Source organism: Candidatus Kinetoplastibacterium blastocrithidii (ex Strigomonas culicis) (assembly GCF_000319245.1).
GTDB lineage: Bacteria > Pseudomonadota > Gammaproteobacteria > Burkholderiales > Burkholderiaceae_B > Kinetoplastidibacterium > Kinetoplastidibacterium blastocrithidiae.
In genome coordinates this window covers 592,954-613,408 of record NC_019814.1, presented here as the reverse complement: position 1 = coordinate 613,408, position 20,455 = coordinate 592,954, and the positions used below count along the sequence as shown (strand labels likewise).

19 protein-coding genes and 1 other RNA gene are annotated in these 20,455 nt (G+C 32.3%); 15 read left to right on the top strand and 5 right to left on the bottom strand.

What is annotated here, in order from left to right:
• The first annotated feature begins 24 nt into the window (after positions 1–24).
• Entirely contained in the window at positions 25–1,386 is a 1,362-nt protein-coding gene (gene trpS, locus CKBE_RS02990; protein ID WP_015238111.1) for a tryptophan--tRNA ligase, read from the top strand.
• 8 nt (positions 1,387–1,394) lie between these two features.
• On the opposite strand, the gene bamD is transcribed toward trpS, so the two are convergent.
• Entirely contained in the window at positions 1,395–2,117 is a 723-nt protein-coding gene (gene bamD / locus CKBE_RS02985) for an outer membrane protein assembly factor BamD (protein ID WP_015390037.1), read from the bottom strand.
• Positions 2,118–2,138: 21 nt separating this feature from the next.
• Between bamD and CKBE_RS02980 the strand changes: the two genes are divergently transcribed.
• Entirely contained in the window at positions 2,139–3,101 is a 963-nt protein-coding gene (locus CKBE_RS02980; protein ID WP_015238109.1) for an RluA family pseudouridine synthase, read from the top strand.
• Here CKBE_RS02980 and ssrA read toward each other — a convergent pair.
• The 3 genes from ssrA to CKBE_RS02970 form a co-directional block, all read right to left on the bottom strand.
• Positions 3,080–3,448: a transfer-messenger RNA gene (gene ssrA / locus CKBE_RS03930) on the bottom strand. The two genes, CKBE_RS02980 and ssrA, sit on opposite strands and share 22 nt — an antisense overlap.
• Positions 3,449–3,529: 81 nt before the next feature.
• On the bottom strand, positions 3,530–4,237 hold the full coding sequence (gene ubiG, locus CKBE_RS02975; RefSeq protein WP_041571791.1) for a bifunctional 2-polyprenyl-6-hydroxyphenol methylase/3-demethylubiquinol 3-O-methyltransferase UbiG: 708 nt from the start codon (positions 4,235–4,237) through the stop codon (positions 3,530–3,532).
• A gap of 66 nt (positions 4,238–4,303) precedes the next feature.
• Positions 4,304–4,870: an OmpA family protein gene (locus CKBE_RS02970; protein WP_015238107.1), complete on the bottom strand. Its 567-nt coding sequence runs from the start codon at positions 4,868–4,870 to the stop codon at positions 4,304–4,306.
• A 374-nt stretch (positions 4,871–5,244) separates the two neighbouring features.
• Between CKBE_RS02970 and gyrA the strand changes: the two genes are divergently transcribed.
• The 13 genes from gyrA (at position 5,245) to rplS (ending at position 19,543) form a co-directional block, all read left to right on the top strand.
• A complete protein-coding gene (gene gyrA, locus CKBE_RS02965; RefSeq protein ID WP_015390035.1) occupies positions 5,245–7,821 on the top strand; it encodes a DNA gyrase subunit A in 2,577 nt (858 codons plus the stop codon).
• 39 nt (positions 7,822–7,860) lie between these two features.
• Entirely contained in the window at positions 7,861–8,991 is a 1,131-nt protein-coding gene (gene serC / locus CKBE_RS02960; protein WP_041571789.1) for a 3-phosphoserine/phosphohydroxythreonine transaminase, read from the top strand.
• Positions 8,984–10,069, top strand: a complete 1,086-nt coding sequence (pheA, locus tag CKBE_RS02955) for a prephenate dehydratase (protein WP_015238104.1) — start codon at positions 8,984–8,986, stop codon at positions 10,067–10,069. The genes serC and pheA overlap by 8 nt, the downstream gene beginning before the upstream one ends.
• A gap of 8 nt (positions 10,070–10,077) precedes the next feature.
• The gene (gene hisC, locus CKBE_RS02950) at positions 10,078–11,193 is read left to right on the top strand and encodes a histidinol-phosphate transaminase (RefSeq protein WP_015238103.1); all 1,116 of its coding nucleotides are present in this window, start codon (positions 10,078–10,080) and stop codon (positions 11,191–11,193) included.
• 2 nt (positions 11,194–11,195) lie between these two features.
• A complete protein-coding gene (locus CKBE_RS02945; protein WP_015238102.1) occupies positions 11,196–12,110 on the top strand; it encodes a prephenate dehydrogenase in 915 nt (304 codons plus the stop codon).
• A complete protein-coding gene (gene aroA, locus CKBE_RS02940) occupies positions 12,103–13,443 on the top strand; it encodes a 3-phosphoshikimate 1-carboxyvinyltransferase (protein ID WP_015390034.1) in 1,341 nt (446 codons plus the stop codon). The genes CKBE_RS02945 and aroA overlap by 8 nt, the downstream gene beginning before the upstream one ends.
• An 18-nt stretch (positions 13,444–13,461) precedes the next feature.
• A complete protein-coding gene (cmk, locus tag CKBE_RS02935; protein ID WP_015238100.1) occupies positions 13,462–14,142 on the top strand; it encodes a (d)CMP kinase in 681 nt (226 codons plus the stop codon).
• An 88-nt stretch (positions 14,143–14,230) separates the two neighbouring features.
• Positions 14,231–15,943 (top strand): 30S ribosomal protein S1, encoded by a 1,713-nt coding sequence (gene rpsA, locus CKBE_RS02930; RefSeq protein ID WP_015238099.1) that lies wholly within the window; start codon positions 14,231–14,233, stop codon positions 15,941–15,943.
• A complete protein-coding gene (locus CKBE_RS02925; RefSeq protein ID WP_225968674.1) occupies positions 15,933–16,235 on the top strand; it encodes an HU family DNA-binding protein in 303 nt (100 codons plus the stop codon). The genes rpsA and CKBE_RS02925 overlap by 11 nt, the downstream gene beginning before the upstream one ends.
• 173 nt (positions 16,236–16,408) lie before the next feature.
• Positions 16,409–17,335, top strand: coding sequence for a histone deacetylase family protein (locus CKBE_RS02920; RefSeq protein WP_015390033.1), 927 nt, complete (start codon positions 16,409–16,411; stop codon positions 17,333–17,335).
• 16 nt (positions 17,336–17,351) lie between these two features.
• Entirely contained in the window at positions 17,352–18,107 is a 756-nt protein-coding gene (locus CKBE_RS02915) for an electron transfer flavoprotein subunit beta/FixA family protein (protein WP_015238096.1), read from the top strand.
• Positions 18,104–19,045: an electron transfer flavoprotein subunit alpha/FixB family protein gene (locus CKBE_RS02910; protein ID WP_015238095.1), complete on the top strand. Its 942-nt coding sequence runs from the start codon at positions 18,104–18,106 to the stop codon at positions 19,043–19,045. The genes CKBE_RS02915 and CKBE_RS02910 overlap by 4 nt, the downstream gene beginning before the upstream one ends.
• 129 nt (positions 19,046–19,174) lie before the next feature.
• Complete coding sequence (rplS, locus tag CKBE_RS02905; RefSeq protein ID WP_015238094.1) at positions 19,175–19,543, top strand: 50S ribosomal protein L19; 369 nt, start codon at positions 19,175–19,177, stop codon at positions 19,541–19,543.
• Positions 19,544–19,552: 9 nt separating this feature from the next.
• Here rplS and rsgA read toward each other — a convergent pair whose 3' ends face one another.
• A complete protein-coding gene (rsgA, locus tag CKBE_RS02900; RefSeq protein WP_015238093.1) occupies positions 19,553–20,449 on the bottom strand; it encodes a ribosome small subunit-dependent GTPase A in 897 nt (298 codons plus the stop codon).
• Positions 20,450–20,455: the final 6 nt, after the last annotated feature.

Here is a 20,455-nt window from a genome sequence, read left to right as displayed (position 1 = left end):
ATTTCATATTATAGTAATTGTTTCATGAACAGTCGTGTTATAACTGGCATTACCACATCAGGTACTCTTCATTTAGGTAATTATGCGGGAGCTATTCGACCAGCTATACAAGCAAGTCTTGGATCTAATGTCGATTCATTTTTTTTTCTTGCTGATTACCATGCTTTAATTAAGAATCAGAATCCTATAAGGTTATTGAAATCTAGGATGGAAATAGCCGCTGCTTGGTTGGCTGCTGGCTTAGATACGGATCGTGTTATATTTTATCGACAATCTGATATACCAGAAGTCTTAGAGCTTTCTTGGATATTAACTTGCATAACATCCAAGGGATTAATGAATAGGGCTCATGCTTATAAGTCTATGACAAATCAAAATCTTACAAAAAGAATAGATATTGATGACGGTATTACGATGGGATTATTCTCTTATCCAATATTAATGGCTGCAGATATATTAATATTTAAGGCTAATAAAGTTCCTGTTGGACAAGATCAGATTCAACATTTGGAAATGGCTAGAGATATAGCACAAAGGTTTAATCATACATATAAGAATAATTTTTTTGTGTTGCCAGAAGCGGTTGTTGCAAAGAATGTAGCTACTTTGCCTGGTCTTGATGGTCGCAAGATGTCTAAAAGTTATAATAATACTATTCCAATTTTTGATGATGAAACAAGGACTTTAAAGTCATCTATAATGAAAATAATTACTGATTCTAGTCAGTTAAATGATCCTAAAAATGCAGATGAAAGTCATATTTATTTATTATATCGTGCATTTTCCAATGAAAATGAGTCCGAGAGTTTTAAATTAAAATTAAATAATGGTTTAGCCTGGGGAGAGGCTAAAAAAATCCTATATGACAAGATAGAGCATGAATTAGCACCTATTAGAGAAAAATATAAAAAACTTATTAAAGATCCAGAGTATATAGAAAAAATTTTGACTTTTGGTTGTTTCAAGGCTCGTAAAATAATAAAACCAATTATAGAGGAAATAAGGGATTTAATAGGAATTAGAAATCTAGAAAAGGTTACCTTAAATAATAAAGAAAAGTTATTTAACTATAAAAGTAGTAGAAAATCTCGTTTTTTAATTTATAAGGATATAGAAGATAAATTTAAGTTTCGTCTTATTTCTAGTGATGGTACTGAGCTTATTATATCTAATTCGTTATTTAATAATCCTAATGAAATAATATCATTACTAAAAAAAATTAAGTTGGATCTTATTAATAATATTAAAAACGTCGATTTTGATTATATTTCTCTATTGAGGCTTCATTCTATAGAGATTTCTGATCAATATAGTAAATTTGGTTCTGATAAAGATAAAATATTTTTATCGAAACTTATAGCTCTACTAGACTCTATAAAAATTTAAGCAATTTGCTATTTACTTAGAATATGATATGATTTTTCAATAATTTCTGACGCTTCTTTGTAATATATGTTATTTGTTTGTTCTGTTATTTTTTTAGCACGATTTATTGCCGCTAATAATATTTTATTGTCATAATAGTACTTTGCTATATTTAGTTCATTTTTTGCTAGCATATTATTTAATACTTCTATATTTTCCCTTGATTGTGCGCTATATTTGCTGTCAGGGAATTTGGTTATAATTTCATTGAAATCTTGTAAAGCAGATATTATTTTTTTATTATCTTTTACTAATAATGTTTTTTCATTTTTTATAAGATCAAATAATGATTTATCCATAGTAGAATTTATAAGTCCTCTTATATACAGCAAGTGGTCAATTCTTGGATTTCTTGGGTATAATTTTTGAAAATTTGAAATTTGAGACAAAGATTCTTGGTATTTTCCTTCTTGCCAGTTAATATATATAAGATCAATTAATGCATCTTGATAGATAATTTCTGTGCTAAAACTGTCTGTTATTTTATTTATGTAGTATTTTGCTAATTTCCAGTTCTTTCTGTTAATTTCTTCTTTTGATAATTCATACAATTGTTTCATATTATAATTATCAATACCTAGATTAATTTTATGTGCGTATAAGGCACATCCATGTATTTGTATTATTATTGATAGTAAAAATAGAAATTTAATTTTTTCAAAAAATTTATAAAATAAACGTTTTTTAATCATTGTAGTTTTATATAAAATCATATGTCGTTATCTGAGAACAAATCATTATACAAGCAAATTAAAATCCCGAAGGATTGTAAGAAAGATAGATTAGATAAGATTCTATCTTCTTTGATGCCGCAATACTCACGAGAAAAATTAAAAAATTGGATAAAAAATAATCACATTTATGTCAATGGGGTAACAGCAAAAGTTCGTCAAATTGTTAATCCTCACGATATTATCTACGTTAATGAGCAACCTTTGCCAGAAACAATGTCATTTAAAGCAGAAGATATTAAAATAAACATTGTAGACGAAAAACAAGATTGGATAATAGTAAACAAATCACATGGCTTGGTAACTCATCCAGGATCCGGTAATTGGAGAGGCACTCTCTTAAATGCTATTTTACATAGATATCCAGAATTATCAATTGTTCCTAGGGCGGGTATAGTGCATAGGCTAGATAAAAATACTTCTGGACTCATGGTTATCGCTAGAAATGAAATTTCACAAATTCATTTCATAAGAAATATGCAGTCACGTAATATTTTGAGAATATATATAGCTATTGTACATGGGCATTTGCCAAATTTTAAAACTATAAATATGGATATTGGCAGAGATCGAGTAAGCAGAATAAAGATGAGTGTAAAAAATCCTATAGCTGGTAGAAATGCTATTACATATTGTACTGCTGTAAGAAGGGGCTTAATAAATGGATATAAAGTTACACAGCTCATTTGTAAACTGGAAACAGGAAGAACTCATCAAATAAGAGTTCATTTATCTAGTATAGGTCATCCGGTAGTAGGCGATATATTATATGGTGGCAAGAAAATTTTAGGGTTGGAAAGACAAATGTTACATGCCTGTTTTTTATCATTTCCAGACTTAGACGGGAAAGAACAGAGTTTTTTTATACCTCCACCAGGAGATATCTTAATTGCTTTAGAGGCTATAAATACTACAATTGAGGCTGGTGGAGCCGGGGGGATTTGAACCCCCGTCCGTTAATCTTCTAATGTCATTTCTACATGTGTATTCAATTTTTTTAATTTAACCATATTATCAGCCAATTGACAGGCTTTTAATAAGGCGATTCACTTTTATGTTCAATTTGCATATCGTGAAAATATTACAAATATATTTCTTGTATATGACACTGCTATGACTCGAAAGAATCATCTGATCCAAGAAAAAAACCAGTGCAGCGGTTAGAGCTTTAAGCTGCTAACTTGAAACGCGAATTATTGGCGTTTATATTTTTTCCAGTGGATTAGCGAGCTAACTGGTGCTCGACATGCCATGATCCATTTTCTAATCAACGTCGAATCCTAATCGGCCCCAAAGTGTTTTAATATAATAAAAATATTAACATTTTTATTATATTACTTTTTGTTGTCTTAGATCAATGTATTTATGTTTTCTTATATGTTTTTTCTAAAAGATATAAAGTAATTTACATTAACATTATCAGATAAATAAAATTTTCCATTAATAGGGTTATATGATAAGCCGACCAAATCCATAAGCTCAAGATTAAACATTCTTGCTTGATTTACTAATTCACTTGGTTTTATAAATAATTCATATTTATGTGTTCCAACAGGAAGTAGTTTTAAAATATACTCTGCTCCAATAATGCTAAATATAAAAGATTTCAAGTTTCTATTTATTGTGGAGAAAAAAACACTACCCCCATCTTTTACTAGAGACGAACAAGATTTTATTATAGAAGCAGGTTCTGGAACATGCTCTAGCATTTCCATACATACTATAACGTCGTAGCTATTTTTTTCTGTTCTTGATAGTTCTTCTGCAGATATGTTTCTATAGTTAACATCAATAAAATTTTTTGAACTGTGAGAATTTGCTATCTTTATTAAGTTATCAGCTAAATCTATTCCAGTAACTTCGGCTCCCAATGCAGCCAAACTTTCTGATAATATTCCACCTCCGCAACCTATATCTAATATGCTTTTGTTTTTAATATCAGTTAATAATCTTAATATCCAATCTAATCGTAAAATATTTATTTCATGAAGAGTCTTCATGTTTCCACTTTTATCCCACCATTCTTCAGCCATTCTGTTAAATTTGTCAATTTCTGAATGATAGACATTAGTTTCTTTCAAATTATTAAACCTCCACAAAAATTTAAACAGCAGCTGCGCAAAGCGCAGACACTGCTTAATTATAGGTTAGCTTCTATTTTTTTCTGAGGTGATGAGAATATCTACTCTGCGATTTTTAGATCTTCCTTCTGATGTTTCATTAGAAGCAATTGGTTTTTTTGATCCATAATAATGAATTTCTAATTTTTCAGAATCTATACCATTTTCTACTAAATATTTTTTTGCTTCAACAGCCCTACGTTCAGACAATTTTTGGTTATATAATTCGTTACCAATAGAATCAGAATGACCAATAGATGTAATCTTTTTGATATTGTTTTTTTTGCTCTTATAGTAATCGATAGTTTCATCCAGTAGGATACGACTTTCTGGCTTAATGCTTGAGCTGTCAAAATCAAAAAATATACTTTTCTTGACTACGGTTTCTGTCTTGTTTCTATTGATGGATAGATTCACAAAATTGTCTTGTGTATTTACTATGTTGTTTTTCCAGCATAGCTCATTTGTTCCATTTTTTATTATGTTTCCAAATGACCCATGCCAACAGTTATCTGTTTTTTGTGCATAAGCACTACCTGAGGAAGCAATGGTAGCTAGGGCAATAAACATAGCTAACTTAGATGATTTGTTCATGTTTTTCCTCTTTTTACTATCAGTAATAATAAAGTAAATTTTTATTCAATAACTAACAAATAAATATAAAATTCCTGATCGAGTATAGCAATTTAAACGAATTGTTTATAGTTTTTAATGTCAATTATAAAAAATTGCATCAATAATATTATTTATGTTGTGTTAGAAAGACACACTGGTTGTTGTCTGTTAATTTTATTGCTTCTCGTTACAAAATATATTTGCCATAAGAATATTGTGAGCTAATATTTGATTCAGTAATTTTCCTAATTATTTTACATTTTAGTCTTTAGAATGTAAAATTTTACCTTGTTAAGAATTTCAAACATTTTGTTTACTCATTAATATATTTGCCTCTCAGGTGTGGTTTAGCTATGAATTCATTTGCCGTGGAAATGCTTCCTGTTTCTCTAGAAGAGGAGATGCGTCGTAGTTACCTTGATTATGCTATGAGCGTAATAGTTGGGCGTGCATTGCCGGATGTTCGTGATGGTTTAAAGCCCGTGCACAGACGTGTTCTTTTTGCTATGCATGAGCTTAGCAATGACTGGAATCGTCCATATAAGAAATCTGCTCGTATTGTCGGTGATGTTATAGGTAAGTATCATCCACATGGTGATCAATCAGTATATGATGCCATTGTTAGAATGGCTCAAGATTTTTCCATGAGATATGTTCTTATTGATGGTCAAGGAAACTTTGGCTCTGTTGATGGGGATAGTGCTGCTGCTATGAGATATACTGAGATTCGTTTATCTAGAATTTCTCATGAATTATTAGCTGATATAGATAGCGAAACAGTGAACTTTGGGCCCAATTATGATAATAGTGAGCAAGAGCCGCTAATATTACCTTCTAGAATTCCTAATCTGCTAGTAAATGGTAGTTCTGGTATTGCTGTAGGAATGGCTACTAGTATTCCTCCACATAATTTAAGAGAGGTTATTAATGGGTGTTTGTTTTGTTTGAGCAATCCAGATTGTTCTATAGATGAGATTATTGATTTAATACCAGCACCAGATTTTCCGACAGGAGGAATAATACATGGGATATCTGGCATAATAGACGGTTATAAAACAGGTAGAGGACGTGTTGTTATAAGAGCGAAGGTTCATTTTGAGGAAAGCAAGGAAAACAAATCCAGGATAGTAGTTGACGAGATACCTTATCAAGTTAATAAAAAAAGCTTACAGGAAAGAATAGCAGAATTAGTTAATTCAAAAAAGATCGAAGGTATTGTTGACATACGGGATGAGTCTGATAAAGATGGCATGCGTCTAGTGATTGACTTGCGTCGCGGAGAATCTCCAGAAATTGTTCTGAATAATTTATATAAAAACACTCAACTACAGGATTCAATAGGAATGAATCTAGTAGCATTAGTTGATGGTCAGCCAAAGTTGTTGAATCTAAAGCAAATTATTATTTGTTTTTTACAGCATCGTAGAGAGGTTGTTACAAGAAGAACAGTCTTTAGACTTAATAAGGCGAAAGCTAGAGGACATATATTAGAGGGTTTTGCTGTAGCTTTGGAGAATATAGACAACTTTATTTCAATAATAAAATCAGCAGCTACTCCTTCAATTGCTCGTCAGAGTCTTATGCAGTGTCCTTGGCCTTCGACTTTAGTAAATGATATATTGCTTCGAGTAGATTTGTCTTTAAGACATATTTATAGACCAGAGTCTGCAACTTCTGTTTCAGGTCTAGGTAATGATGGATTATATTATTTAAGTGAGTTGCAAGCTCAGGAAATTCTTAATATGAGATTGCAGCGTTTAACTGGTCTTGAGCAAGGCAAAATTATAGATGAATACAGAGAAGTTATGGATACGATTACTGATTTGTTAGATATACTAGCAAAGCCAGATCGTGTTACTAAAATTATAAGTAATGAATTAGAGTTAGTTAAGGAAGAATTTTCTTCACTTAAAGGTGATCCTAGGAATTCTCAAATAGAGATTAATTCTGCTGAATTGAATACTGAGGATTTAATAACTCCAACAGACATGGTCGTTACTCTGACTCATAATGGTTATTTAAAAAGCCAGCCTTTGTCAGAGTATAGGTCTCAAAAAAGGGGTGGTCATGGAAAACAAGCTACTGTTATTAAAGAAAATGATTGGATTGATTACTTATTTATAGCCAATACGCATGATTATCTTTTATTTTTCTCTGATCTTGGAAGAGTTTATTGGATGAAAGTATGGGAAACTCCACAAGGCACAAGGGGATCAAGAGGAAAACCAGTAGTAAATATGTTCCCATTAGATGAGAACGAGAAAATAACTGTAGTGCTACCAGTGAGAGAATTTACTGACGATTTATATATTTTTATGGCAACTGCTAAGGGTATTGTTAAGAAAACTCCATTATCTGATTTTTCAAATCCTAGAAGAAGTGGAATTATAGCAGTAGTTCTTGGTGACGGTGATTATTTAATAGGCGCTGAATTAACTGATGGCAAACATGATGTCATGTTATTTTCTGATTCAGGTAAGGCCGTGCGTTTTTATGAAAATGACGTTCGCTCTATGGGTCGCAATTCACGTGGTGTACGTGGAATCAATATGGATTCTAAACATAGGGTAATATCTCTTTTGGTGGCAAATGATGAAGACAAGAGCGTGCTTGTTGCTACAGAAAACGGATTTGGTAAGCGCACATCTATTAAAGAATATACCCGTCATAATAGAGGAGCAAAAGGTATGATTTCGATACAAACAAGTGCTCGTAATGGTAAGATGGTTGGTGCCATTTTGGTAAAACCTGATGATGAAATTATGCTTATAACTAATGGCGGGGTATTAGTAAGGACGAGAGTATCAGAAATTAGACAAATGGGTCGTGTAACTCAAGGTGTAAGGTTAATGAATGTTGATGGTAGTCTTCTGTCTGGTGTTCGTCGTGTTGTTGAGTCTGATGTTATAGATGAGCCTACAGTAAACTAGGTTTATAGTTATATCTATATAGTAAATCGTCAAGGGGGTATTTCGCGTTTGTGGAATTTTTCTTCTGGTCCTTCAATGTTGCCATATGATGTAATACATCAAATGTCTTTTGATATATTAGATTGGAACTCTACCGGAGTATCTGTATTTGATATTAGTCATCGTAGCAAGTATTTTGAAATCATATATAATGAAGCAGAAAGTGATTTACGTGAATTGTTAGGGTTATCTTCTGACTATTGTATATTATTTATGCAAGGTGGAGGTCAAGGGGCTAATGCAATTATTCCGATGAATATAATTGGTAGAAATGGCATTAATATGGCTGATTTTATTGTTTCAGGATATTGGTCATCAAAATCATATATTGAGGCATGTAAGTACGGTGATGCCTCGATAGTTGCTAGTAGCAACTATGCTATGAAAATAGATTATCAGGACTGTAATCCTTATACATGGTTTCCAAAAATTGAATCTATAAAAACTAGAGCTTGTTCTTCATATTTACAATTTTGCAGTAATGAAACTATAAATGGAGTGGAGTTCGTAGATTGGAATGGTCTTGTAAATTCTATAGATGGTAATGCGGTTTTAGTTGCTGATGTATCTTCAAATTTTTTAACAAGAGAACTAGATATAAACTGTACAGGCGTGGTGTTTTCATGTGCTCAGAAAAATGCAGGCATATCGGGTGTTACTATTTTCATAGTAAGGAAAGATCTAATCGGTATGTCATTAAATATATGTCCTTCAGTATTTGACTATAAGAATGTAGTTAATTCAGAATCTCGATATAATACACCACCTGTATTTGCCATTTATGTTTCTGGATTAGTATTTAAATGGTTGAAAAGTAATGGTGGAATAAAAAGAATGGAGTCTAATAATTTGGAAAAATCACGAATGTTCTATGATTTTATAGATTCAACATCTTTTTATACTAATACAATACATTCAAGTGTGCGTTCTAGGGTTAATATACCATTTTTTTTAAAAAATGATTTTCTTACTGATATTTTTGTAGAAAAAGCTGAAAGTAGTGGAATTATAAATATAAAAGGACATAGAAGCATGGGTGGTTTACGTGCATCCATGTATAATGCTATGCCTATTGATGGTATAAATGCTTTAATTAATTATATGAGAGATTTCGAGCGTTATTATGGATAATTTATTATTGTCGAGACTGGTTCCGTTAAGAGACAAGATAGATGAGCTAGATGAGCAGATATTAGATTTACTTAATAAAAGATCTAATGTTGTAGTGGAAATAGGTAAAATTAAGCACTGCGCGCATATTGAGAGTCCTGTTTTGAGACCGGAGAGAGAGTCTCAGGTAATAGATAAGCTGAAAAAAAATAATAAGGGTCCGTTCCCAAATAAATCTATAGAGCCTGTATGGGTTGAGATTATGTCAGCATGCCGCAATTTAGAAAAACAAATGACTGTATCCTACCTCGGTCCTAAAGGATCATTTTCTGAGCAAGCTGTTTTCGAGCATTTTGGGCATACTATAGATGTTTTACCTTGTTCATCATTTGATGATGTTGTGCATGCCATTGAAACAGGAAGTTCTGATGCTGGTATGATTCCTATAGAAAATTCTATTGAGGGAGCTGTAAATAGAAGTTTGGATTTATTGCTCAATACAAATTTAAAAATCATGGGAGAGCGATCTCTTATCATAAATCATTTTTTATTAACTAAAAATGGCAATATGGATGGCATTGAAAGAATTATGGCTCATCCTCAAGCATTAGCACAGTGTCAGATGTGGTTAAATAAAAACCATCCTGGATTGCTTAGGGTGGCAGCCTCCAGCAATTCTGAAGCTGCCAGCATAGCATCCAAAGATCATAAAATTGCAGCTATAGCAGGCGAAGCTGCATCTAAAGCATGGGGGTTATCTATAGTTTCTTCTAGAATACAAGATGATGCTAATAACCGTACTCGTTTCGTATCATTAGGTAATATTGAACCGTTACCAAGCTCTAGGGACAAGACTAGTCTTATTCTTTCAGTGCCGAATAGAGCATGTGCTGTTTATGAGATGATAGAACCATTTGCTTCTAATTGTGTTTCTATGACTCGTTTTGAGTCAAGACCTGCTCGTACAGGTCAGTGGGAGTATTATTTTTATATAGATGTATTGGGCCATAAAGATGAGCCTAATGTATTTAAGGCCCTAGAAAAGTTAAAGTCAAGTGTTGCATTTTTTAAATTACTGGGATCTTATCCTGCACAGTGAGTATTAACATGGATAGTAATAAATCATTATACATACCTAATTACATCAAGAAGATATTGCCGTATCAAGCTGGTAAACCCATAGAAGAGTTAGCGCGTGAATTTAATATAAATGTCAAAGATATCATAAAGCTAGCCTCAAATGAGAACCCTTTAGGCATGTCTGAAAAAGTGAAAAAGGCTATCGAAAAATATGTTAGTGTAGTTTCTCGCTATCCTGATGCAAATGCTTTTAATTTGAAGGTTAGCTTATCAGAGAAATATAATGTTCCTATGGAATGTCTTATTTTAGGTAATGGATCCAATGATATATTAGAGATGATATCCATGACATTTTTAGATAGATCATCGTCTGCTATTTATTCGGAATATTCTTTTGCTGTATATAAGCTAGCTACGCAAGCTAGGGGTGCTAGACATATCGTTGTTCCATCATTGAATTATGGTAACAATCTAGAAGCCATGTTTTATTCTATAGAGCCTGATACTAGATTAATTTTTATTGCTAATCCTAATAACCCGACAGGAACATTTGTTAATAGTGAGATAATTATAAACTTCTTGGATAATGTTTGGAAAAAATATGGTAAAAGTGTTTTAGTTATTTTAGATGAAGCATACAGTGAGTATATTGATGATAATCTTTGTTTTAATAGCTTTGAATTGATAGATCTTTATCCAAACTTAATAATATGCCGCACTTTTTCTAAAGCTTATGGTCTTGCAGGTCTCAGAGTTGGATTTGCTATAGCAGATAAAGATATTATTGGTTTTTTAAATAGAATAAGACAGCCATTTAATGTTAATTCATTAGCTCAGATTGCTGCCATTACAGCATTAGAGGATGATGAGTTCCTTGAGAAAAGTCGTTTATTGAATAATATAGAAAAGAAAAAACTATACAAGGCATTTGAAAATTTAGATTTAGAATATGTTACAAGTTATGGAAATTTTATTCTTGTACGTGTAGGTGATGCTAAATCTATTAATTATAAATTATTGAAACTTGGTGTGATTGTTCGTCCAGTAGATTCATATAATTTATCAGAATGGTTGCGAGTAACAATTGGATTGCCTAGCGAGAATGATTTCTTCATTAAATCCCTGAGAGAGATTATTAGATAGTCATGAGAGAGCCTAATAATTGTAGCAAGCTATTACGTCGCTTAGATTCTTTATCTACTGTGACTATAGTTGGAGTTGGCCTTATAGGTGGTTCTTTTGCTTTAGCTGTTAGAAAAGCTGGCTTTGTAAAGAATATTATAGGTGTTGGTCGAAATAAAAATTCATTAATGAGAGCGTGCGATTTAGGAATAATTGATGACTTTATGACTATAGATGAGGCCACAAAAAAATCAGATTTAATTTTATTATCTACCCCTGTTGGTTTTTTGTCTGATTTACTAAAATCCATCAAACCTTTTTTAGGTGATAATACTATAATAACTGATGTTGGCAGTACTAAATTAGAAGTTATAAACATAGCTACTTCTATTTTAGGAGAGAAGGTTAGTCAGTTTATTCCAGGTCATCCTATTGCTGGATTGGAGAAAAGTGGTCCTGATGCGGCCTCAGATAATTTGTTTAGAGGTCAGAATACCATTCTTACCCCTTTGGATAATAATTCTAATAAAGACATTGAGTTAATCTCTCATGCTTGGAAATTATGCGGCTCGAATGTTATTTTTATGAGTGCAAAGAATCATGATCATTTGCTAGCATCAATTAGTCATATTCCTCATTTTCTGTCTGTGATGTACATGGCACAAGTGGCTAGTTCTGAGGATTCAGATTTGCGTCTAAAATTAGCAGGTAGTGGTTTTAGAGATTTTACCCGTATTTCTGCTGGTTCAGTTGAAATGTGGCTAGATATTTTTTTCTCGAATAAGAAATTTATTAAAGAAGAATTATTTGAGGTGCGCAATATTATAAATCAGGCTGAGAAAGCTATCGATTATGATGATAGGACTTCTCTAAGATTTATATTAGAAAAAGCAGCGGGAGCTCGTCGTAGTTGGAGTAAGGATAATTTTCATGAGTAAAAATTTGAAGCCTTGTTTGCATTTAAATAGATGCTGTAGCGCTAAAGGTGATGTAATTCTACCTGGATCAAAAAGCATTTCAAATCGCGTATTATTGATATCTGCGCTTTCTCCTAATTGTGTTACAGAAATTAAAGGGTTGTTAGACTCTGATGACACAAGAGTTATGATAGACTCTTTGAGGAAACTAGGTATCAAAATATCAAGCAAATCTCAAGATTGCATAGAGGTTACTGGTGTAGATCATTTCAATGATAAATGTGATAATCTATTTCTAGGGAATGCTGGTACTGCTTTTCGCCCCATAGTTGCAGCCTTATCCTTTATGAGTGGGCATTATATTCTTTCTGGTATACCTAGAATGCATGAACGTCCTATAGCTGACTTGATAGATGCTCTTACTAGTTTAGGATGCAATATAAAATATCTTGGTAAAAAAGGTTATCCTCCTTTAGAAATAGATCCATTTATTCATAATGGTCTAAATCATGTACATATTAATGGCTCTATTTCTAGTCAATTTTTAACTGCTTTATTAATTGCTTCTCCTATTTTAGTTAATAAGATTAATAGTCCATTGATTATAGATATTATAGGCCAATTAATATCTAAGCCTTATATAGATATAACTTTGAGCCTTATGCGTAGATTCGGTGTTAATGTTAGCAATAATGATTCTAATAGGTTTGTTGTAGATAAATTATCTAGATACAAAAGCCCCGGCAAGATTCTTGTGGAAGGAGATGCATCATCTGCTTCATATTTTCTTGCTCTTGGTGCTATAGGAGGAGGACCTGTTCGAGTTAATGGGGTTGGGTGTAATAGCATACAAGGTGACATAGATTTTTCTAAGGTATTAGTAGATATGGGGGCTGATATTAAATTCCATGATAGCTATATAGAATCATCTGGTATTAATGTCTCTTCTGGGGAAAAGTTAAAATCATTTGATATCGATTTCAACATGATTCCAGATGCTGCTATGACTGCGGCTGTATTAGCTTTGTATGCCGATGGTAAATGTTATTTGAGGAATATAGGTAGTTGGAGAGTAAAAGAGACAGATCGTATTCATGCTATGCATACAGAACTAAGTAAGTTCGGTGTTAAAGTGGAATCTGGTGAAGATTGGATATCTATAGATCCTATAGATATATCTAAATGGCCAGAAGAGGTTAGTATTGATACGTGGGATGACCATCGTATGGCTATGTGTTTCTCATTGGCTACTTTTGGTAATACAAATGTTAAGATCATAGACCCTTCTTGTGTTAATAAGACATTTCCTAATTATTTTAGCGTTTATAATGAAATTGTTTATAGTACACATTAAATTTAATGGTGAGTTGGGTTGAGTATAAAATTACCGCCTATAATTACAATAGATGGACCAACTGCTTCTGGTAAAGGGACTATTTCAAAAATAATAAGTGAAAAATTGGGATGGTCATTACTTGATAGCGGTTCCATATATAGAGCTCTAGCTTTTGAGATGATAAACAATGATATCCCTATCAATGATTTCGATAGCATTTTGAAGCTAGCGATAAATTTAAAAATATTTAATAATGGAAGAGATTTATGTACTTACGGGTTGAGTACCAATAATAAGATTCGTAGTGAAGAAATAGGTAGAATAGCTTCCATTGTGGCTAGTAATTATAAAGTTAGACAAGCTTTGCTAGATAAACAGAGAAGTTTTTTATCTTGTCCAGGTTTGGTTGCAGATGGACGTGATATGGGGACAGTTGTTTTCCCTTATGCGTTCTTGAAAATTTTTTTAACAGCTGATATATCAATAAGAGCACAAAGAAGATATGATCAGTTGATTAATAAAGGTAATATTGTTAATATCGCAAGTATTGTAGATAGCATTAGAGATAGGGATGAGCGTGATGCCAGTCGTTTGTGCTCGCCGCTTTTACCTGCCCCAGATGCACATGTTGTAGATAGTTCTACTTTAGATATTGAGAAGACATTAAGCATTATATTAGATTTATATAAATATAAACTTGGCCCTAGTTGTAATTAATTATTAAGATTTTTTATTGCTAGGTATTTTAAACCACCGTTTTAATCGGTTTTTACTTTGGCCATATGGCCATATGGATTAACAACCCATGTCATCATTTTCCTCAACTACATTTGGCAGAGAAAGCTTTGCTGATTTATTCGCAGAAAGTCTTAAAAAGCAAGATATGAAATCAGGTGAAGTTATCAGCGCTGAAGTAGTGCGTATTGATCATAATTTCATTATTGTAAATGCAGGTCTCAAGTCAGAGGCTCTTATCCCGATAGAAGAATTTCTAGATGATAAGGGAGAGATAGAAGTTAATCAGGGAGATTTTGTTTCTGTAGCCATTGATTCTTTAGAGAATGGATATGGAGACACTGTTTTATCACGTGATCGTGCAAAACGTCTATCTGCTTGGTTAAAATTAGAACAAGCTTTAGAAAGTGGAGAGTTGATTACTGGATCTATTACAGGCAAGGTCAAGGGAGGCCTTACTGTTATGACTAATGGTATTCGTGCTTTCTTGCCTGGTTCTTTAGTTGATTTGCGTCCTGTTAAGGATACAACTCCATATGAAGGCAAAACCATGGAGTTTAAAGTTATAAAGCTTGATAGAAAGAGAAATAACGTAGTGTTATCTAGACGTCAGGTTTTAGAGGCTAGCATGGGAGAGGAACGTCAAAAACTCTTAGAGAATTTATATGAAGGAGCAATAGTTAAGGGTGTTGTCAAAAATATTACTGACTATGGTGCTTTTATAGATCTAGGAGGGATAGATGGTTTATTGCATATTACAGATATGGCTTGGCGTCGTGTAAGACATCCTTCTGAAGTTCTGCAAGTGTGCCAAGAGATAGAAGCCAAGGTGTTAAAATTTGATCAAGAAAAGAATCGGGTTTCTTTAGGTGTTAAACAATTAGGAGAGGATCCTTGGGTAGATCTAGCTCGTCGTTATCCTCAGGGAACTCATTTGTTTGGAAAAATTACTAATCTAACTGATTACGGTGCTTTTGTAGAAGTTGAATTAGGAATAGAAGGATTAGTTCACGTGTCAGAAATGGACTGGACGAATAAAAACGTAGATCCACGAAAAGTAGTTACTCTAGGTGAAGAAGTAGAAGTGATGGTGTTGGAGATTGATGAAGATAGACGCCGCATATCACTTGGTATGAAGCAATGTCGTCCTAATCCTTGGGAAGAATTTGCAGTAAACTTTAAGAAAGGTGATAAGGTTAAAGGAGCTATTAAGTCTATAACAGATTTTGGTGTTTTTGTAGGTCTTCCTGGAGGAATTGACGGCTTAGTGCATCTATCAGATTTATCATGGACAGATAATGGTGAAGAATCAGTAAGAAATCTAAAGAAGGGAGATGAAATAGAAGCAGTTGTTCTCGGCATAGATACAGCTAAGGAACGTATTTCTCTTGGAGTTAAACAACTTGAAGGTGATCCTTTTCAAAATTTTGTGTCGTCCCATGATAAAGGATCGACTGTTCATGGCACAGTAAAATCAGTAGAGCCTAAAGGAGCTATCGTAAATCTTTCTTTAGATGTTGATGGTTATCTACGTTCCTCTGAAATTTCTTCTGGTCGAGTTGAAGATGCAACCTCAATATTAAAGAGTGGTGATCCTATAGAGGCTCTTATTGTTAATATAGATAGAAAGACTCGTTCTATTCAATTGTCAGTTAAAGCTAGAGATAGTATTGATACTGCTGGTGTAATCCAAAGAATGTCAGATGCTAGTGCTTCTTCAGGAACTACTAATCTCGGAGCTTTACTGAAAGAAAAATTAGACCAACAACGTAATGATGGCTGATTATTTAAAAAAAAATGATTTATTAAGAGTGTTGTCCAGTAGATTGGATTATCTGTCTATTGGTGATTTGGAGCGAGCAATAAAGGCTATGCTTGAGATATTTGAGGATTGTTTCTCTTCAGAAAAGCGTATAGAGATACGTGGATTTGGTAGCTTTTTTATATCTAAGAGAGGTTCTAGAGTTGCTCGCAATCCAAAATCTGGAAAGAATGTTTTTGTTGCTGATAGATTGGTGCTATGTTTTAGGCCTGGTAAGGCCCTAAAGGAAAAGTTAATTATCAGTAAAAAATAAATATGTAGTTTTTTTTCTTTAATTTTAGCTTGTATTTTTTAACACACAGTCCTAGTATTTACTTCTAGTCTGTGTGTTTTTATTTATTAATTAAATAAAGATAATATTCAAATACTATATGAAATTTTATAGTAATTTTTTATGAATTTATAAGTTTGGCAAAATATGTCTTTATGAATACGATGTATATTACTCATCATGCTGGTTACTTACATGAAATGGGCGTTTTACATCCTGATAACCCGAAAAGAATTGATGCTATTTCTGATCAGTTAATCATGAGTGGTATCATGTCATACATAGTTAGTTACCATAGTTTTTCAAGAGCTTCGGATAAAGATATTCTAAGGGTGCATACATTAGAGTATTTAAATTATTTACGTAGCCTTGTTCCTAAAAAAGGTAGTTATTGCTATATTGATATGGATACTATTATGAATTCATATACTTTAGATGCTGCTTTTTATGCAGCTGGGGCAGGTTTATTTGCAATAGATTCTGTATTTGGCAAAAACTTTAATAATGCATTTTGTGCAACCAGACCACCAGGACATCATGCTTGCCATAATAGGGCAATGGGATCATGTTTTTTTAACAACATAGCTATAGCGGCAAGATATGCTATTAGCAAGTACAAACTAAAAAGATTAGCTATCATAGATTTCGATGTGCATCATGGTAATGGTACGGAAGAAATATTTGCAGATGACCCATCTGTATTAATGTGTAGTTTTTTTCAACATCCATTCTATCCTGATACGAGGCTAATTCATAGTCAAAATATGTGTAATATTCCTGTTGATGCTTATGTAGATGGTGCCTTTATAAGGGATATAGTAAATAGAAAATGGGTACCAGCAATAGAGTCATTTAGACCAGAGTTAATATTGATATCTGCTGGATTTGATGCTCATAGAGAGGATGACATGGGGCAATTAAATCTTCATGAATCTGATTATAAATGGATTACTGATATACTTGTAGAAATGTCTGAAAAATATTCTTCTAGTAGAATAGTGAGTTTTTTAGAGGGTGGATATGACATGTCATCTTTAGGTCGTAGTGCCGTTTTGCATATACGTTCTTTAGCTAAATTATAGTTATAGGGTATAATCGATGAAAGTATTAGTAGCTGTTAAATCTGTAATTGATCATAACACTAAATTAGAAATTAATAATGATCATTCAGGAATAAATTTAGAGTATGCTAAGCTATCAATGAATCCTTTTGATGAGGTTGCCCTTGAAGAGGCTATAAGTCTTAAAGAGAAAGGTTTTATTGATGAGGTTATAGCTTTATCTTGTGGAGATGTTCTTAGCAAGAATATTTTAAAGACGGCTATGTCAATGGGTGCAGATAGAGGTATTTTAATAGAATCAGAGTTTAGTTTACAGCCATTATCTGTAGCAAAAGCAATAAAACATATTGTTGAAAAAGAAGCACCTAAAATAGTTTTTTTGGGAAAACAATCTATCGATAATGATTCTTGTCAGACGGGTCAGATATTAAGTAGTTTGTTAGATTGGCCTCAAATAAATTTTGTAAGCAATATAGATTTTTATGTCGATAATTTGGTAGCAACTAGAGAATTGGATAATGGTGTTGATATAATTAGCACAAAATTGCCTGCCGTTATTATCGCTGATCTGAATCTAAATAAGCCGAGATATATAACACTACAGAATATATTAAGGGCTAAGAGTAAAAAAACAGAAATAATCAATATTAAAGATATTAATATTGATTATTCACCACGTTTAGAATTATTAAATATCGAAGAAATAAAAAATGAAAGAAAGAAAATATTAGAAAAAGATGTTTTTTCTTTATCTGAGATTATTAAGGCAGAGCTTGGAGTGTTAGAAAAATGATACTAGTTATTCCTGATCATAACAATGAGTCTTTTGATGTTTCAACATATGGTCTTATATCTGCAGCTTCTAAATTTAGATCAAGTATACATATTTTAATTATAGGGAAAGATATTAAAAATTTGGCTTGCAATATAAGCAAATTAAAGAATGTATCTAAAGTTTTTACAGCTGACGCATCTCATTTTATTGATTTTTTACCAGAGAACCATGCTAATCATATTTTAAGTATAGCTAATAATTACACTCATATAATATTTAACGATTCATTTTATGGGAGATCTATAGCTCCTAAAATTGCTGCAAAATTAGATGTTGCTCCAGTATCTAATGTAATGAAAATTATATCTGATAATGTGTTTTCTGCTGCCATGTATGCTGGCAGAATTCTTGCTAATATCAAATGTATAGATCCAATTAAAATTTTAATTTTACGTGGTTGTTCATTCACTAATGAAGATATCAATATTGATATAAATAATTATGCCGATATAGAAAATATTACTGTTTCTAATGACTTAGGATTATCAAAATTATTAAAAAAAGAAAATAGAGTAGATAGTTCTAAAATTGATTTAACAGAAGCTAATGTTATAGTTTCCGGTGGTCGTGGATTGGGAAGCAAAGAAAATTTTAATAATTTATTGATGCCTTTGGCGGAGAAGCTGGGAGCGGCAATTGGTGCTACTCGTGTTGCTGTTGATGAAGGCTATGCGCCTAATAGCTGTCAAATTGGACAGACAGGCAAGATAGTATCTCCTAGATTATATTTGGCTATAGGTATCTCTGGATCTATGCAGCATTTAGCAGGAATTAAAGATTCAAGGACAATAATAGCAATAAATAATGATATTAATGCGCCAATATTTAATGTTTCAGATTACTGTTTATGTGGTGATTTATTTGAAATAGTCCCAAAATTATCTGATTGTTTATAAAGCTTGATTTTATAGTTAATATGCCATTATAATTAATGACCCCATTTTTAATATCATCCTCTTTTGTATTAATAATTAAAATCTTTAATCATAAAATATAATACGTTAAAAGATGAGTCAGGAGTTTTTATGAATTTAATTGCTATATTAGAACAGGAAGAAATAGATAGGCTTAGTAATAATAAGAATATCCCAGTTTTTTCTCCAGGAGATACTGTTACAGTAAGTGTTAATGTAATAGAGGGATCTAGGAAGAGAATTCAGGCATATGAAGGTGTTGTAATAGCTAGGCGTAATAAAGGTCTTAATTCTTCGTTTATAGTTAGAAAGATATCCTCTGGGGAGGCGGTAGAAAGAACATTTCAGCTTTATTCCCCTCAAATAGAAAAAATAGAAGTCAAAAGATTTGGTAGTGTCCGAAGAGCTAAACTATACTATTTGCGCTCCAGATCCGGCAGATCTGCTAGAATTAAGGAAAAATTAATATATAAGAGGTAATTTGATGATCTAATTACCATGGGTAAGTATATACTTACCCATAATTTTTTTATATAACGAATACATCTTTTCGTCTATTGTTCCATTAGTTTTAGACTCTATTATCTTGCATCCAGGTTCGTGACAGTGTGTACAGTTATAAAATCTGCATTTATTATTTAAATCACGAAATTCTAGAAATGGCTTTACTATATCATTGAAGCTTAGATGATTTAGACCAAAATCTTTAAATCCTGGGGAATCTATGATGTAGCTATTTTCCAGTGTTAGCTTGTATAGTTTCGTATAACTTGTAGTATGTTTTCCAGTATTTAAAAATTTAGAATATTCTCTAGTTGCTGCACAAGCTTCTGGAACTAGTAAATTTACTAATGTAGACTTTCCCATTCCACTAGGCCCCGTTATTAATGTAACTTTTCCTTTTAGAATATCAAGTATAGATTTCTCTTCTGAGCTTGGATATTTTGCGCTTATCTCTAATAAAGGTATGCCTAAGATTTCTGTAAAATAAAGTTTCTCCTTGGCTGTTTTTATGGATCTGCTTAAATCTCTTTTATTAAGCACAATAGTAATTTTTGTATTACATCGTACAGCCTCAATAATAATTTTTAATATTAATTCGACTGAAAAATCAGGCTCAGCTGCCACTAACAGTATAACATTATCTATATTGGCTGCTATTTTTCTTGTTTTTGTTATATCTGATCTTAGGAAGAGATTGTTCCTTTGAATAATTTCAGTAATAATATAATAACTATCAGATTTGTAATTTACATTAACAAAGTCCCCAACAACTGCTTCATTTTTTTTTCCTTTTGAGATGCACCTTAAAACAGATTTTCCATGAGCAATTATATAATTCTGTTTGTATAGGCCTATAACTCTTCCGATAATGTTTTTTTCCATTTTAAA